14 protein-coding genes are annotated in these 16,525 nt (G+C 60.1%); all 14 read right to left on the reverse strand.

Features of this window, described 5'->3' with window-relative positions; translation table 11 throughout:
• Positions 1–92: 92 nt before the first annotated feature.
• The 14 genes from dnaE to pyrH all read right to left on the reverse strand — a co-directional run bounded on the left by dnaE (position 93) and on the right by pyrH (position 16,329).
• Positions 93–3,614, reverse strand: coding sequence for a DNA polymerase III subunit alpha (gene dnaE / locus TU82_RS10825; RefSeq protein ID WP_057723193.1), 3,522 nt, complete (start codon positions 3,612–3,614; stop codon positions 93–95).
• 77 nt (positions 3,615–3,691) lie between these two features.
• Complete coding sequence (gene rnhB, locus TU82_RS10830) at positions 3,692–4,324, reverse strand: ribonuclease HII (protein ID WP_057723194.1); 633 nt, start codon at positions 4,322–4,324, stop codon at positions 3,692–3,694.
• Complete coding sequence (lpxB, locus tag TU82_RS10835) at positions 4,321–5,460, reverse strand: lipid-A-disaccharide synthase (protein ID WP_057723195.1); 1,140 nt, start codon at positions 5,458–5,460, stop codon at positions 4,321–4,323. The genes rnhB and lpxB overlap by 4 nt, the downstream gene beginning before the upstream one ends.
• A gap of 2 nt (positions 5,461–5,462) precedes the next feature.
• The gene (lpxA, locus tag TU82_RS10840) at positions 5,463–6,239 is read right to left on the reverse strand and encodes an acyl-ACP--UDP-N-acetylglucosamine O-acyltransferase (RefSeq protein ID WP_057723196.1); all 777 of its coding nucleotides are present in this window, start codon (positions 6,237–6,239) and stop codon (positions 5,463–5,465) included.
• Positions 6,236–6,676, reverse strand: coding sequence for a 3-hydroxyacyl-ACP dehydratase FabZ (gene fabZ, locus TU82_RS10845; protein WP_003172281.1), 441 nt, complete (start codon positions 6,674–6,676; stop codon positions 6,236–6,238). Before fabZ ends, lpxA begins: the two co-directional genes overlap by 4 nt.
• Before the next feature lie 112 nt (positions 6,677–6,788).
• Complete coding sequence (gene lpxD, locus TU82_RS10850) at positions 6,789–7,844, reverse strand: UDP-3-O-(3-hydroxymyristoyl)glucosamine N-acyltransferase (protein WP_057723197.1); 1,056 nt, start codon at positions 7,842–7,844, stop codon at positions 6,789–6,791.
• Positions 7,845–7,847: 3 nt separating this feature from the next.
• A complete protein-coding gene (locus tag TU82_RS10855; RefSeq protein WP_003189173.1) occupies positions 7,848–8,351 on the reverse strand; it encodes an OmpH/Skp family outer membrane protein in 504 nt (167 codons plus the stop codon).
• A gap of 45 nt (positions 8,352–8,396) precedes the next feature.
• Entirely contained in the window at positions 8,397–10,784 is a 2,388-nt protein-coding gene (gene bamA, locus TU82_RS10860; protein ID WP_057723198.1) for an outer membrane protein assembly factor BamA, read from the reverse strand.
• A gap of 74 nt (positions 10,785–10,858) precedes the next feature.
• Entirely contained in the window at positions 10,859–12,211 is a 1,353-nt protein-coding gene (gene rseP, locus TU82_RS10865) for a sigma E protease regulator RseP (protein ID WP_057723199.1), read from the reverse strand.
• A 38-nt stretch (positions 12,212–12,249) separates the two neighbouring features.
• Complete coding sequence (ispC, locus tag TU82_RS10870) at positions 12,250–13,455, reverse strand: 1-deoxy-D-xylulose-5-phosphate reductoisomerase (protein WP_057723200.1); 1,206 nt, start codon at positions 13,453–13,455, stop codon at positions 12,250–12,252.
• Positions 13,452–14,258, reverse strand: a complete 807-nt coding sequence (locus TU82_RS10875; RefSeq protein WP_057723201.1) for a phosphatidate cytidylyltransferase — start codon at positions 14,256–14,258, stop codon at positions 13,452–13,454. Before TU82_RS10875 ends, ispC begins: the two co-directional genes overlap by 4 nt.
• Positions 14,259–15,014, reverse strand: coding sequence for a polyprenyl diphosphate synthase (gene uppS / locus TU82_RS10880; protein WP_057723202.1), 756 nt, complete (start codon positions 15,012–15,014; stop codon positions 14,259–14,261). It abuts the gene before it with no gap.
• Between the two features lie 17 nt (positions 15,015–15,031).
• Positions 15,032–15,589, reverse strand: coding sequence for a ribosome recycling factor (frr, locus tag TU82_RS10885; RefSeq protein ID WP_057723203.1), 558 nt, complete (start codon positions 15,587–15,589; stop codon positions 15,032–15,034).
• Positions 15,586–16,329, reverse strand: a complete 744-nt coding sequence (pyrH, locus tag TU82_RS10890; protein ID WP_003189161.1) for a UMP kinase — start codon at positions 16,327–16,329, stop codon at positions 15,586–15,588. The genes frr and pyrH overlap by 4 nt, the downstream gene beginning before the upstream one ends.
• Positions 16,330–16,525 lie beyond the last annotated feature (196 nt).

Genomic DNA, 16,525 nt, shown 5'->3' on the forward strand with positions numbered 1-16,525 from the left:
GGCCAGCCGGTTGTCTGTTCGCGCCCTACCTTAAGGGAGAGGCGCGTTCAGGTCGAGATTAAATGTTCAGCCGAGGTCAGGGGTGCTGACCGTCAACGGTATTGGAGGAAGACGTTGTCTCGCCCGAACTGGTCACGCAAAGCTTGAATCAAGCCATCGGCCGGATCAATTCGCCAGGTCTCGCCAAACTGCAGCATGGCCTTGGCGTCGTTGCCGGTGTACTCCATGGTCACCGGGCACGCGCCACGGTGACGCTTGAGCAGGTCGCCCAACCAGCGTAGCTGATCGCCCTTGAGTGCGTCGGTCCTGACCTTCAGGCGCAGGCTTTCGGCCAGATTGGTACGTGCATCTTCCATGCTCATCACGCGCTTGATGCGCAGGCGCAGGCCACCGGAGAAGTCGTCGTTGCTGACCTCCCCTTCCACCACCACCATGGCGTCGGTCTGCAGCAGCGACTGGGCGGAGTGGAACGCGTCGGCAAACAGCGAGGCTTCGATCCGGCCCGAGCGGTCATCGAGGGTGATGAAGCCCATCTTGTCGCCCTTCTTATTTTTCATCACGCGCAGGGCGATGATCATGCCGGCGACGGTCTGGGTATCGCGCGCCGGTTTCAGGTCGATGATGCGCTGGCGGGCAAAACGGCGGATCTCGCCTTCGTACTCGTCAATCGGGTGACCGGTGAGGTACAGGCCCAGGGTGTCTTTCTCGCCCTTGAGACGTTCCTTGAGGGTCAGTTCCTTGGCTTTGCGGTGATTGGCATACACATCCGCGTCTTCTTCGACGAACAATCCGCCAAACAGGTCGGCGTGGCCGCTGTCATGAGTACGGGCGGTCTGTTCAGCGGCCTTGATCGCTTCTTCCATGGCGGTGAGCAATACCGCGCGATTGCGGTCGATATTGGCCTGGTAAGCCTTCGGCTCATCGTGGAAATACGGACCGAGACGATCGAGCGCGCCGCTGCGGATCAGGCCGTCGAGGGTACGTTTGTTGATGCGCTTGAGGTCGACCCGCGCGCAGAAGTCGAACAGATCCTTGAAGGGCCCGTCCTGACGCGCCTCGGTGATGGCTTCCACCGGGCCTTCGCCCACACCCTTGATCGCGCCGAGGCCATAGATGATGCGGCCTTCGTCGTTCACCGTGAACTTGAACTCCGAGGCGTTCACGTCCGGCGCGTCGAGGCGCAGCTTCATGGTGCGCACTTCTTCGATCAAGGTCACGACCTTGTCGGTGTTGTGCATATCCGCCGAGAGTACCGCCGCCATGAACGGCGCCGGATAGTGGGCCTTCAGCCAGGCGGTCTGGTACGACACCAGGCCATAGGCGGCGGAGTGGGACTTGTTGAAGCCGTAACCGGCGAATTTTTCCACCAGGTCGAAGATGTTACCGGCCAGGTCAGCATCAATATTGTTGGTGGCACAGCCCTCGATGAAACCGCCGCGCTGCTTGGCCATTTCCTCGGGTTTCTTTTTACCCATGGCGCGACGCAGCATGTCGGCGCCACCGAGGGTGTAACCTGCCATCACCTGGGCAATCTGCATCACCTGTTCCTGATACAGGATGATGCCGTAGGTCGGCGCCAGTACCGGCTTGAGACCTTCGTACTGATAGTCGGAGTGCGGGTACGCCAGTTCGGCGCGACCGTGCTTGCGGTTGATGAAGTCATCCACCATGCCCGATTGCAGCGGCCCCGGACGGAACAGGGCCACCAGTGCAATCAAGTCTTCCAGGCAGTCGGGCTTGAGCTTTTTGATCAGCTCTTTCATGCCCCGGGATTCAAGCTGGAACACCGCCGTGGTTTCGGCTTTTTGCAGCAGGCTGTAGGTCGGTTTGTCGTCCAGCGGAATGAACGCGATATCCAGCGGCTCCTCGCCCACCTTGGCGCGGTCGCGGTTGATGGTCTTGAGCGCCCAGTCGATGATCGTCAGGGTACGCAGGCCGAGGAAGTCGAACTTCACCAGGCCGGCCGCCTCCACGTCATCCTTGTCGAACTGGGTAACCAGGCCGTCGCCTTCTTCATCGCAATAGATCGGCGAGAAGTCGGTCAGCTTGGTCGGCGCGATCACCACGCCGCCGGCGTGTTTACCGACGTTACGTACCACGCCTTCGAGCTTGCGCGCCATGTCCCAGATTTCGGCGGCTTCTTCATCGACCTTGATGAAGTCGCGCAGGATTTCTTCCTGCTCGTAGGCCTTTTCCAGGGTCATGCCGACTTCGAACGGGATCATCTTCGACAGGCGGTCGGCCAGGCCGTAGGACTTGCCCTGCACCCGGGCCACGTCGCGGATTACCGCCTTGGCGGCCATGGAACCGAAGGTGATGATCTGGCTGACCGCGTTGCGGCCGTACTTTTCGGCCACGTATTCGATCACGCGGTCGCGACCGTCCATGCAGAAGTCGACGTCGAAGTCGGGCATGGAGACCCGTTCCGGGTTCAGGAAGCGTTCGAACAGCAGGTCATATTCCAACGGGTCGAGGTCGGTAATCTTCTGCACATAGGCGACCAGCGAGCCAGCACCTGACCCCCGGCCCGGACCAACCGGTACGCCGTTGTTCTTGGCCCATTGGATAAAGTCCATCACGATCAGGAAGTAACCGGGGAAGCCCATCTGGATGATGATATCCAGCTCAAAATTCAGCCGGTCGACGTAGACCTGGCGCTTGGCCTCGTAATCTTCGGTGGTGTCCTTGGGCAACAGGACGCGCAGGCGATCCTCCAGGCCATCGAACGACACCTTGCGAAAGTACTCGTCGATGGTCATGCCATCGGGAATCGGGAAGTTGGGCAGGAAGTGCTTGCCCAGCTTCACTTCGATATTGCAGCGCTTGGCGATTTCGACCGAGTTTTCCAGGGCCTCGGGCAGGTCGCTGAACAGTTCGGCCATTTCTTCGGCGCTTTTGAGGTACTGCTCTTCGCTGTAGTTCTTCGAGCGGCGCGGATCGTCCAGGGCGCGGCCTTCGCCGATGCACACGCGCGTTTCGTGGGCTTCGAAATCTTCCTTCTTGATAAAGCGCACATCGTTGGTCGCCACCAGCGGCGCGCCCAGCTTGTCGGCCAGGGCCACGGCGGCGTGCAGATGCTCTTCATCGTTGGGGCGGTTGGTGCGCTGCACTTCGAGGTAGAAGCGGTCGGGGAAGACCTGCATCCACTCGCGGGCCAGCACTTCGGCTTCATGCGGGTTGCCACCGAGCAGCGCGATACCGATCTCGCCCTCCTTGGCGGCCGAGAGCATGATCACGCCTTCGCTGGCTTCGGCCACCCACTCGCGCTCGATGATGATCGAGCCATTGCGCTGGCCCTCGATAAAGCCACGAGAAATCAGTTCGGTCAGGTTGCGATAACCCACGCCGTTCATCGCCAGCAGGCTGATGCGACTCAGCGGGTTATCCGGGTCCTTGTTGGACAGCCACAGGTCGGCACCACAGATCGGCTTGATACCGGCGCCCATGGCGTTCTTGTAGAACTTGACCAGGGAGCACATGTTGTTCTGGTCGGTAACCGCCACCGCCGGCATGTTCATGCCCACCAGGGTCTTGACCAGCGGCTTGATCCGTACCAGGCCGTCGACCAGGGAGTATTCAGTGTGCAGGCGTAGATGAACGAATGAAGCCGGCATAGTGATCCTGTGCAGTAACTTGGAAACAACAAGGCCCGGGATTGTACCGGGCCTTGAGCAAAACATCAGCCTCGCGACTACACCTCGCTGAGGCTCTCGCGCAGCTCATAAGCCTGGCGCACCGGGGCGAACGAGCGGCGATGGATAGGCGTGGGGCCGAGTCGCGCCAGCGCTTCCAGATGAACGGGCGTCGGGTAGCCTTTGTGACCGCCCATGCCGTAGCCGGGATAAACCAGATCGAAAGCCGCCATTTCGCGGTCGCGGCTGACCTTGGCCAGGATCGACGCCGCCGCAATGGCCGGCACCTTGCTGTCACCCTGCACTACGGCCTCGGCGCGCATCGTCAGTTTGGGGCAACGGTTGCCGTCGATCATCGCCAGCCTGGGCGTGATATGCAGCCCTTCAACCGCCCGCTGCATGGCAAGCATGGTGGCGTGCAGGATGTTCAGCTCGTCGATTTCTTCCACTTCCGCGCGGGCGATATGCCAACTCAGGGCCTTCTCGCAGATCTCGTCATAGAGTTTCTCACGACGGGCTTCAGTGAGTTTTTTCGAATCATTAAGGCCCAGGATCGGACGGCTCGGGTCGAGGATCACCGCCGCCGTTACGACCGCACCGCACAACGGGCCGCGTCCGACTTCGTCGACACCCGCCACCAGTTCGTGCGCCTGTGCAACCAGGCTGAAATCCAGACCCATCTGCGTGCTCATAAGGCTTCCCGTTTATGGCCGATCAGGTTCAGCACGGCATCCGCCGCCTGGTTCGAGGCATCACGGCGCAAGGTGCGGTGAATAGCGTCGAAACCACGGGTCTGCTCTTCGCCGCCATCAATCAAGGGTAGTAGAGTGTGCGCAAGCGCTTCGGGCGTAGCATCGTCCTGCAACAGCTCCGGCACCAACAACCGTTGGGCCAGCAGGTTGGGCAAGGAAATATACGGGCTCTTGACCATGCGCTTGAGAATCCAGAAGGTCAGCGGCGCCAGACGATAGGCCACGACCATAGGACGCTTGTACAGCAGGGCTTCCAAGGTTGCAGTGCCCGACGCGATCAATACGGCATCACAGGCGGCCAGGGCCAGGTGCGACTGACCGTCGAGCAGGGTCAGCGGCAGGTTGCGCCCTTCCAGCAGTGTTTCGATTTGCGCGCGGCGCTGCGGGCTGGCGCACGGCAACACAAAACGAACGCCTGGCTTGAGTACTTGCAGGCGTTCGGCGGCATCAAAAAACAGGCTGCCCAGGCGTCCGACTTCCCCGCCCCGGCTACCCGGCATCAACGCGACCAGCGGACCGGCGGTCAACCCCAGTTCGGTACGCGCCGCGTCACGGTCAGCCTGCAAAGGAATGGCATCGGCCAGAGTATGCCCGACAAACCGCACCGGCACGCCCTTCTCTTCGTAGAATCTGGCCTCGAACGGCAGCAGGGTCAGCATCAAGTCGCAGCCTTCGCGAATCTTCAGCACACGCTTTTGCCGCCACGCCCATACGGACGGGCTGACGTAGTGCACGGTCTTGATCCCGGCCTGGCGCAGCTTGAGCTCAATATTGAGGGTGAAATCCGGGGCGTCGATACCGATAAAGACGTCGGGTTTTTCGTCGATCAGCGTCTTGATCAGCAGCTTGCGCCGAGCGAGCAATTCACGCAGGCGCCCCAGCACCTCGACCAATCCCATGACCGACAGGCGTTCCATCGGAAAGTAGGAGGTGAGGCCTTCGGCCTGCATCAAGGGGCCGCCGACGCCGATAAATTCGATTGCCGGGTGCTGGACCTTGAGAGCCCGCATCAGGCCGGCGCCGAGAATATCGCCGGAAGCTTCGCCGGCGACCAATGCGATACGCAACTTGGCCATGATCAGCGGGTAATGCCGCGAGTCGACGCCTGGATCGAGTCACGAAACACCGCGACTTCCGGGAACGACGCTGCAGGCTCTGCCAGTTCGATCAGCGCCTGCTCAACCGTCAGCCCTTGACGGTAAACCGTCTTGTAGGCGCGGCGCAGGGCCTGGATTGCGTCGTCACTGAAACCGCGACGGCGCATGCCTTCGAAATTCATGCTGCGGGCTTCGGCAGGGTTGCCGAACACCGTGACGAATGCAGGGACGTCCTTGCCGATGGCGGTGCCCATGCCTGAAAAGCTGTGGGCGCCGATATGGCAATACTGATGTACCAGGGTGAAACCGGACAGGATTGCCCAGTCATCCACATGCACATGCCCGGCCAACGCGGTGTTGTTGACCAGTATGCAATGGTTGCCAATCACGCTGTCGTGGCCGATATGCGCATAGGCCATCACCAGGTTGTGATCCCCCAGCGTGGTCTCGGCGCGATCCTGCACGGTGCCACGGTGAATGGTCACGCCTTCACGGATGATGTTGTGATCACCGATGACCAGGCGTGTTTCTTCACCCTTGTACTTCATGTCCGGGGTGTCTTCGCCTACCGAGGAAAACTGGTAGATACGATTGTGTTTGCCAATGCGGGTCGGACCCTTAAGGATCACGTGCGGCCCGATGACAGTCCCCTCGCCGATTTCCACACCTGCGCCGACGATCGACCAGGGGCCGACCTCAACGTCGGCGGCCAGTACGGCCGACGGATCGATGATTGCGCGAGGGTCAATCAAACTCATAGTTTGCGTTCCGCACAGATGATCTCGGCAGAGCACACCGGCTTGCCATCCACCGAAGCCTGGCATTCGAACTTCCAGATCTGGCGTTTGCAACTGATGAACTTGGCTTCCAGGATCAACTGGTCACCCGGGGTAACCGGATTGCGGAAACGCAACTTGTCGGAGCCCACGAAATAGTAAAGCGTGCCGTCGGCAGGCTTGAGGTCAAGCATTTTGAAACCAAGGATACCGGCAGCCTGGGCCATTGCTTCGATGATCAACACGCCCGGCATGATGGGATGCGCAGGGAAGTGACCATTGAAAAACGGTTCGTTGATGCTGACATTCTTGTAGGCACGAATGCGCTTTTCCTCAACATTGAGGTCCACTACACGGTCCACCAGCAGGAACGGATAACGGTGAGGCAGGTATTCGCGAATCTCGTTGATGTCCATCATTTCGGGGGGAAGCCTGTAATAAAGATTGGGGGCGGGCGGACTAAAAGCACGCCCCGCTAGCAAATCAAGGAGGGCAGTCTATCGGCTGTGCACACTTGATATGGAAATGGTATCAGCCTTCTGATGAAGCATTACCGCCAGGGGTCACGTCCCCAACACGCTTTTCCAGCTGTTTGAGACGTCGAGCCATGTCGTCGAGCTGCCTCAGACGCGCCGCACTCTTGCGCCATTCAGCCGCAGGCTGCATGGCGGTACCGGATGAGTAAGCCCCTGGCTCGGTAATCGAGTGAGTGACCATGGTCATGCCGGTGATGAAGACGTTGTCGCAAATATCGATATGCCCCACCAGCCCCACGCCACCGGCAAGCATGCAATGCTTGCCGATTTTAGTGCTGCCGGAAATCCCCACGCAGGCCGCCATGGCGGTGTGGTCGCCAATCTGCACGTTGTGGGCGATCTGGATCTGGTTGTCGAGCTTCACGCCATTGCCGATCACGGTGTCGGCCAAGGCCCCGCGGTCGACCGCGGTGTTGACACCGATTTCCACGTCGTCGCCGATCAAAACGCCGCCAACCTGGGCGATCTTGTGCCAGACACCTTTGGCGTTGGCAAAGCCGAAGCCTTCACCACCGATCACCGCACCCGACTGAATCACCACCCGCTGCCCGATACGCACATCGTGATAAAGGGTAACGCGGGGCGCCAGCCAGCCATCGGCGCCGATTTCGCAGCGCGCACCAATAAAGCAATGCGCGCCTACGGTGACGCCGGCGCCAATACGCGCGCCACTCTCGATCACCGCGAAGGCGCCAATGCTGGCCGCGGGATCGACCTGGGCATCCTGTGCGATCACCGCGGACGGGTGAATACCGCCAGCGGCCTTCGGCTTGGGATCGAACAGGTGCGATGCTTTCGCGTAGCACAGGTAGGGGTCGTCCACCACCAGCGCATCCCCAACAAACCCTTCGGCGTCAGCGGCCTTCAGCAACACGGCTGCGGCTTGGCAATCGACCAGGTATTTACGGTATTGAGGGTTTGCGAGGAAGCTCAACTGAGCTGGGCCAGCCTCCTGCAAGGTGGCTAGCCCAGTGATTTCCTTCTCCTTGGAGCCACGCAAGGTGGCCCCCAGGAACTCGGCCAACTCGCCGAGCTTGATAGTCGCGGTCATGGTTTACTTCAGCTGATTCATGCGCTCGATCACCTGGCGGGTGATGTCGTATTGAGGCTTGACGTCAATCACGGCGCCGCGCTCGAACACCAGGTCAAAGGCACCCTTCTTGATGACTTCTTCCACAGCGCTGTCCAGCTTGGGCTTGAGCTGCTTGAGCATTTCGCGGTCGGCAACGGCCTTGGCTTCGTTCAGCTCCTTGGACTGGAACTGGTAGTCACGGGCCTTTTGCTTGAATTCAAGCTCCAGACGCTCGCGCTCGCCTTGCTGCATTTTGTCGCCACCGGCAACCAGACGGTCCTGGATGCCCTTGGCGCTGCTTTCCAGGGTCTTGAGCTTGGTCAGTTGCGGACCGAATTTCTTCTCGGCATCCACGGCGTATCGCTTGGCCGCGTCAGATTCCAGCAGGGCCATCTGATAGTTCAGCACGGCGATTTTCATTTCGGCGAAGGCCGGGGTGGTTACCAGCACAGTGGCCAGCAGAACCAATTGAGTCAACTTACGCACGATGTACTCCTACAGAATCCGTTGTCGTTATCTTAGGTCAGACGCTTAGAACGTCTGGCCAAGGGAGAATTGGAAAATCTGGGTTTCAGCGTTATCCGGTTTCTTGATCGGCATGGCCAGAGCGAAGCTCAACGGGCCCAGCGCGGTCACCCAGGTCACACCCACACCCACGGAGCTCGCCAGATTGCTGAGGCTCACGTCGTTGCACTGGGTGTTGGACTTCGCGCCACTCGGGTTGGTGATCTGGTCGCACTTGGAGTCGAACACGTTACCCACGTCCCAGAAGACCGAAGTGCGAAGGGAACGCTGATCTTTCACGAATGGCAGCGGGAACAGGATTTCCGCACCACCCTGGATCAGAACGTTGCCACCGAACGGAAGCGGGTCGTTGTCCGAGTCCACTTGCGTGCCCTGGTTACCCGTAAATGCCTGGCCACGGCTCGGCGTACCACGAGGACCCAAGGTGCTGTCCTTGAAGCCACGTACCGAGTTGAAACCACCCGCATAGTAGTTTTCATAGAACGGCAAACCATTGGTCGAACCATAACCGTCGCCATAGCCCAGCTCGGTGTGCAGGCGCATGGTGTAGTTGTCGCTCAACGGCTGGAACAACTGGCCGCGATAATCGAGCTTGAAGAACGACAGGTCGCTGCCCGGCGTGGTGACTTCCGCAGTCAGGCTCTGGGAATGGCCGCGGGTTGCCAGTACGCCTTTGTTCAGGGTCGACTCGGACCAGCCGGCAGACGCCTTGAAGTTCAGGAACTTGTCGCCTTCACGACGGGTGAAGTCGAAAATTTCATCCACGGTGTAGACACCGGTCTTGATTTCATCCTGCTGCGCGGTCAGGCCGAAGGTGAGACGCGAGGTCTCGCTGATCGGGTAACCCACGTTGACACCGGCGCCGAGGCTGTCGATTGCATAGCTTGCAACGTCAACGTCGAGGTCTTTGTAGTCGGTGGTGCGATAGAAGGCGTTGTAGCCCAGGCTCACACCGTCTGCAGTCCAGTAGGGGTCGGTGTAGCCGAAATTGTATCGGCTCTGGTATTCGCTTCGGGTCAGGCCGATGGACACACGGTTACCGGTACCGAGGAAGTTGTTCTGGGTAATGGAACCACCCAGGATCAAACCGGCGCTCTGCGCGAAACCGACGCTGGCGGTGATCGAGCCCGAGGCTTGTTCTTCAACGGCGTAGTTCACGTCGACCTGGTCATCCACACCCGGTACGGCCGGGGTTTCGACGTTGACTTCCTTGAAGAAGCCCAGGCGCTCAAGACGGGTCTTGGATTGGTCGATCAAGTAAGTCGACGCCCAACCGCCTTCCATCTGGCGCATTTCCCGACGCAGCACTTCGTCCGAGGACTTGGTATTGCCACGGAAGTTGATGCGGTTGACGTAGGCACGCTTGCCCGGATCGACGACGAACGTGATGTCCACGGTGTGGTCTTCATCGTTCGGGGTCGGCACGCCGTTGACGTTGGCGAAGGTATAGCCTTCGTTGCCCAGGCGACGGGTGATCAGCTCGGAGGTGGTGGTCATCAGCTTGCGCGAGAACACCTGGTCCTTCTGGACCAGCAGCAGGGACTTGACCTGGTCTTCAGGCACTTTCAAGTCACCGCTGAGCTTGACGTCACGAACCTTGTACTTCTCGCCTTCGTTGACGTTGACAGTGATGTAGACGTGCTTCTTGTCCGGGGTGATGGACACCTGGGTCGAAGCGATGTCCATATTGATGTAGCCACGGTCCAGGTAGTAAGAGCGCAGGCGCTCCAGGTCACCGGACAGTTTCTCACGGGCGTACTTGTCATCGTTCTTGAAGAACGACAACCAGTTGGTGGTCTTGAGCTCGAACAGGCCGATCAGGTCTTCATCAGCGAACTTGGTGTTGCCCACCACGTTGATGTGCTGGATGGCCGCGACGGTGCCTTCGTTGATGTTGACCTTCAGGCCTACCCGGTTACGCGGCTGCGGGATCACTTCCGTTTCCACGCTCGCCGAGTAGCGGCCTTGGGCAACATACTGGCGTTGCAGTTCGTTACGCACGCCTTCAAGGGTGGCGCGCTGGAAGATTTCGCCCTCGGCCAGGCCCGACTGCTTCAACCCCTTCATCAGGTCTTCAGTGGAGATGGCCTTGTTGCCTTCGATCGTGATACTCGCGACGGAAGGCCGCTCGACGACGGTGATGACCAGGACATTGCCTTCACGACCCAGTTGGATATCTTGAAAGAACCCGGTTTTGAACAGCGCACGAGTGGATTCCACCAGGCGACGATCATCAGCCTGTTCCCCGACGTTCAACGGCAAGGCACCAAAGACGCTACCCGCGGAAACCCGCTGGAGGCCGTTGACGCGAATATCGGAGATGGTGAAGGACTCGGCGTGAACTTCGGCGATCATCAATACGGTGAGAACCGCAGTTAGCAGCAGACGTTTCATGAAGTCCTTTCTTATTCCAACTGGCAATAAACAAACTGCCGCAAAATGCGGCAGATTCGCAATTCAGCGAAGCGTTACAGTCGTCCCAGATCGTTGACCAGAGCTAACAACATCACTCCGACCACCAAACTGATACCGATCTGTATCCCCCAACCCTGCACCCGATCCGACAAGGGGCGACCACGCACCCACTCGACCAGATAAAACAGCAGATGCCCCCCATCCAATACTGGAATGGGCAGCAAATTCAGAACTCCAAGGCTGATACTCAGATAAGCCAGGAAATTCAGGAAATCCGCGACACCCGACTGGGCAGAAGCGCCCGCCACTTTAGCAATGGTTATCGGTCCACTCAAGTTTTTTACCGAGAGCTCGCCGAACAACATTTTCTTGAGGGATTCGAGGGTCAGCACGCTCATGGTCCAGGTGCGCCTGGCACCCTCGCCAATTGCTGCCAATGGCCCGAAGCTGACCTCTCGCACCATCGATGGCGGCCACTCGACACCTTTGACCCCGGCACCCAGGTAACCCCCGGCGGCCTTGGCCTCCCCACGAACCGACAAGGTCACGGGGACATCGATTTGAGCACCATCACGCTCAACTTTCAGCACAATTTTGGTATCAGGACGTACACGCACCAGGTCGACCACTTGCTGCCAGTCACCCAGCGCCTGGCCATCCAGGGCCAACAACCGATCGCCGGTTTTCAGACCTGCGGCCTGGGCCGGACCTTTGGGGTCCAGCTCGGCCAGCACCGGCGGCAACGCCGGACGCCATGGACGGATGCCCAGGGATTTGATCGGATCCGGCTCGTCAGCACCTTGCAGCCAGCGGTCCAAAGCCAGCTCACGCGGGCTTTCGGCACTGGCGTCCTGCTCGCGCACCACCACATTGACGGTACCGCTCTCGCCCAGTCGACGCACCAACTGCAAATTGACCGCGCCCCAACCGGTGGTGGGCTCGCCATCAATGGAAACAATTTCCTGCCCTGCCACCAGCCCGGCCTTGGCCGCAATACTGCCGGACTCGACCGCGCCGATGACCGGGCGCACTTGCTCGCTGCCCATCATGGCGAGGACCCAGAAAAACACCATCGCCAACAGAAAGTTGGCAATCGGGCCGGCAGCCACGATGGCGATACGCTGACGAACGGTCTTGCGGTTGAAGGACTGGTCCAACTGATCCGCAGGCACTTCGCCTTCTCGCTCATCGAGCATCTTCACATAGCCACCCAACGGGATGGCTGCGATCACGAACTCAGTGCCACGACGGTCATGCCAGCGAACCAGCGGCATGCCGAAACCGACGGAAAAGCGCAATACCTTGACGCCGCAACGACGCGCCACCCAGAAGTGGCCGAATTCGTGAAAGGTAACCAGCACACCCAGAGCAACCAGGGTGCCGACAATCATGTAGAGCGCACTCATCTAATTTCTCCGCATTTCAATCCGATGCCTGAAGGCGCTCACCCGCCCACAGCCTCACGCGCGTTGCGGTCCAACCATTGCTCGGCCAGGGCCCGGGCCTTGGTATCCGCCTCGAACACTGCCCCCAGATCATCCACAGCCACTACCGGCTCAAGATTCAGAACGTCCTCGATGATACTCGCGATCTGCGGAAAGCGGATGCGCCGTTCGAGAAACGCCGCCACGGCCACTTCATTGGCTGCATTAAGCATGGCTGGCGCGCTGTTACCCGCCTCGGCCGCCTGCCGGGCCAGACGCAGGCACGGGAAGCGCTGCTCGTCCGGCGCCTGGAAATCCAGGCGCGCAATTGCAAACAGGTCCAATGGCGCCACACCCGAGTCAATCCGCTCCGGCCAGGCCAACGCGTTGGCGATCGGCGTGCGCATATCGGGGTTGCCCAATTGCGCCAGTACCGAGCCGTCCACGTAATCGACCAGGGAATGAATCACACTTTGCGGGTGAATCACCACTTCCACCTGATCCGGCCGCGCATCGAACAACCAGCACGCCTCGATCAGCTCCAGCCCTTTGTTCATCATGCTTGCCGAATCCACGGAGATTTTGCGCCCCATGGACCAGTTCGGATGCGCGCACGCCTGGTCCGGCGACACATGCTCCAGCTCATCCAGCGGAGTTTGCCGGAAGGGGCCACCGGAAGCCGTCAGCAAAATCCGGCGCACGCCCACCTGGCTCAAGCCACGGGCAAAATCGGCGGGCATGCATTGGAAGATCGCGTTGTGCTCGCTGTCGAGAGGCAACAGGACCGCCCCGCTCTTGCGCACGGCCTGCATAAAGAGCGCGCCGGACATGACCAGGGCTTCTTTGTTGGCCAGCAGGATTTTTTTGCCCGCGTCGACGGCGGCCAGCGTGGGACGCAAACCTGCCGCCCCGACTATCGCCGCCACTACCGTGTCTACTTCGGCATCCGCCGACACCTGGCACAGCCCCTCCTCACCCACCAACACCTGGGTAGCGAGGCCGGCAGCGCGCAGGTCATCCTGCAGGCCACGCGCGGCGGCGGCCTGCGGCACCACGGCAAAACGCGGCGAGTGGCGCACGCACAGCGCCAGCAGTTCGCTCATACGCGAGAAGCCGGTCAAGGCAAACACTTGATAACGATCAGGATGACGCGCAATGACATCCAGACTGCTCAGCCCCACCGACCCCGTCGCGCCCAGCACGGTGACCTGTTGCAGGCGACTCACGAAGCGATCATCCACAGCAACACGGCAAAGATCGGCAACGCAGCGGTAAGGCTATCGATGCGGTCGAGCACGCCACCGTGCCCCGGCAGCAGGTTACTGCTGTCCTTGATCCCGGCCTGACGCTTGAACATGCTTTCGGTGAGGTCGCCCACCACCGAAATGAATACGACAATGGCGGTCCCCAGCAAGGCCAGCAAAATCTGCTTCACCGACCAGTCGCGCAGCACACCGACCACCAACGCAATCAGCAGCGTCAGGGCCAGGCCGCCATATACGCCCTCCCAGCTCTTGCCTGGGCTGACGGCCGGCGCCAGCTTACGCTTGCCAAAGGCACGACCCGAAAAGTAGGCGCCGATGTCAGCGCCCCAGACCAGCACCATGACGGCCAGGATCAATTCGTTGCCATTGGGGAAACGCTTGATTTCCACCAGCCCCTGCCAGGCCGGCAGCAGAATCAGCAAGCCGATCACCAGCTTGCACGCCACACTGGACCACTGGCCGCTGGTACGCGGATAGGTCAGCACCAGAAACGTCGCCGTCGCCCACCACAGTACCGCCGCACCCAGCACCCAGGGCGCGATATCCGGGAGGATGTACATCAGGAACAGCAACAACGCGACGACCGCGGCGTACGCCATGCGCGGCAACTGATCACTGAACCCCGCCAGACGCGCCCATTCCCAGGCGCCGAGGGTGACGACCAGGCCGATGAACAGCGCAAAACCGGAACCCTCGAGCAGGAAAAAACCGCACAAGGCAATCGGCAGCAGGATCAGTGCCGTGATGATTCGTTGTTTAAGCATTTAAACCCGGGCTCCAGCTTCGATCTGCTCGCTCGTTTTACCGAAGCGACGCTGACGGGAAGCGAAATCGGCCAGCGCATTGCGCATGGCATCGTGTTTGAAGTCCGGCCAGAACAGGTCGGAGAAATACAACTCGGTATAGGCCAGTTGCCACAGCAGGAAATTGCTGATGCGGTGCTCGCCACCGGTACGGATGCACAAGTCCGGCAACGGCAGGTCGCCGGTCACCAGGCAGGTTTGCAACAGTTCGGGCGTAATGTCGTCGGGCCGCAGATGACCGGCCTGCACTTCACGGGCCAGTCGCTGCGCAGCCTGGGCAATGTCCCACTGACCACCGTAGTTGGCTGCGATCTGCAGCACAAAACGGTTGCTGCCGGCGGTGATAGCCTCGGCTTCACGCATGGCCGCCTGCAGCTCCGGATGGAACCGCGAGCGATCACCAATGATGCGCAGGCTGATGCCGTTGTCATTGAGGCGCTTGGCCTCGCGACGCAGCGCCTTGAAGAACAGGTCCATCAAGGCGCTCACCTCTTCGGCTGGCCGCTGCCAGTTCTCACTGGAAAAGGCAAACAGCGTCAGTACTTCGACCTTGGCCTCGGCACACACTTCGATGACAGCGCGCACCGCATCGACACCCGCTTTATGCCCGGCAACACCCGGCATAAAGCGTTTCTTCGCCCAGCGATTATTCCCGTCCATGATGATCGCGACATGGCGCGGCACCACAGAGGGCACAGTCTGCTTGGTCTTTTCCATGAAGGCGTCCTGACCCCTTATACGGCCATCAGGTCCTTTTCTTTTTCTTCGGTGGCCTTGGTGATCTGGGCCTCCGCATCCTTGGTCAGCTTATCGATATCGGCAACGGCGCGACGCTCTTCGTCTTCGCTGATTTCCTTGTCCTTGACCAGCTTCTTCAGATCACCCAAGGCATCGCGGCGGATGTTGCGCACGGCCACGCGCGCATCTTCAGCCGCGCTGCGCGCCTGCTTGGTGAAGCCCTTGCGGGTTTCTTCGGTCAGGGCAGGCATGGAAATCAGCAGCAACTCGCCCAGGTTGGTCGGGTTGAGGTTCAAGCCGGCGCTCTGGATGGCCTTGTCGACAGCGCCGAGCATGTTGCGCTCGAAAGCCACGACTTGCAGGGTGCGCGAGTCTTTTACGGTGATGTTGGCCACCTGGGTGATGGAGGTGTCCGTGCCGTAGTACGGCACCATCACGCTGCCCAGGATGCTCGGGTGCGCCTTGCCGGTACGGATCTGGCCGAACGCGTGGCTCAGAGACTCCAGGGATTTGTGCATACGCTCTTGAGCGTCTTTCTTGATTTCGTTGATCATTGTTGGCCTTCCTCGATCAGAGTCCCTTCCGCGCCGCCGTGTACGATATTCAGCAGGGCGCCGGGCTTGTTCATGTTAAATACGCGCAGCGGCATCTTGTGGTCGCGGCACAGACAGATAGCCGTCAGGTCCATCACACCCAGCTTGCGATCCAGTACTTCATCGTAGGTCAGATGATCGAACTTCTCGGCATGCGGGTCTTTGAATGGATCTGCAGTGTATACGCCATCCACCTTGGTCGCCTTCAGCACTACGTCAGCATCGATTTCGATAGCGCGCAGGCACGCGGCCGAATCGGTGGTGAAGAATGGGTTACCGGTGCCTGCGGCGAAGATCACCACTTCCTTGGAATTGAGGTGACGCATGGCTTTGCGGCGATCGTAGTGATCGGTCACGCCGACCATGGAAATCGCCGACATCACGATGGCCGAGATATTGGCGCGCTCCAGGGCGTCACGCATGGCCAAGGCGTTCATCACAGTGGCCAGCATGCCCATGTGGTCGCCAGTGACCCGATCCATGCCGGCAGCACTCAGCGCCGCGCCGCGGAACAGGTTGCCGCCGCCGATCACCAGGCCCACCTGAACACCGATACCGACCAATTGGCCGACTTCGAGCGCCATGCGGTCAAGCACCTTGGGGTCGATCCCGAACTCTTCCGAGCCCATCAGGGCCTCGCCGCTGAGCTTGAGTAGAATGCGTTTATAGCGAGCCTGATAACCACTGCCCTGCTGAGCCATTGCGAATCTCTCCTGCGGCGTATGTTCTAAAAAATTCTTGGCGAGCCGTTGTCGGCTTGCGTTCACTCTAGCTGGACGCCATCACAGCGCCATCGGAACACGGCTTTGTAAGCCAGTTCCGAGGAGAAGCCAAATAAAATTAGCCCTCCCATTTGAAAAGAGGCTGCGCGCGTGAGCGGGCAGCCTCTTTCGGGCG

The organism is Pseudomonas orientalis (assembly GCF_001439815.1).
In the GTDB taxonomy this organism is placed as follows: Bacteria; Pseudomonadota; Gammaproteobacteria; order Pseudomonadales; family Pseudomonadaceae; genus Aquipseudomonas; species Aquipseudomonas orientalis.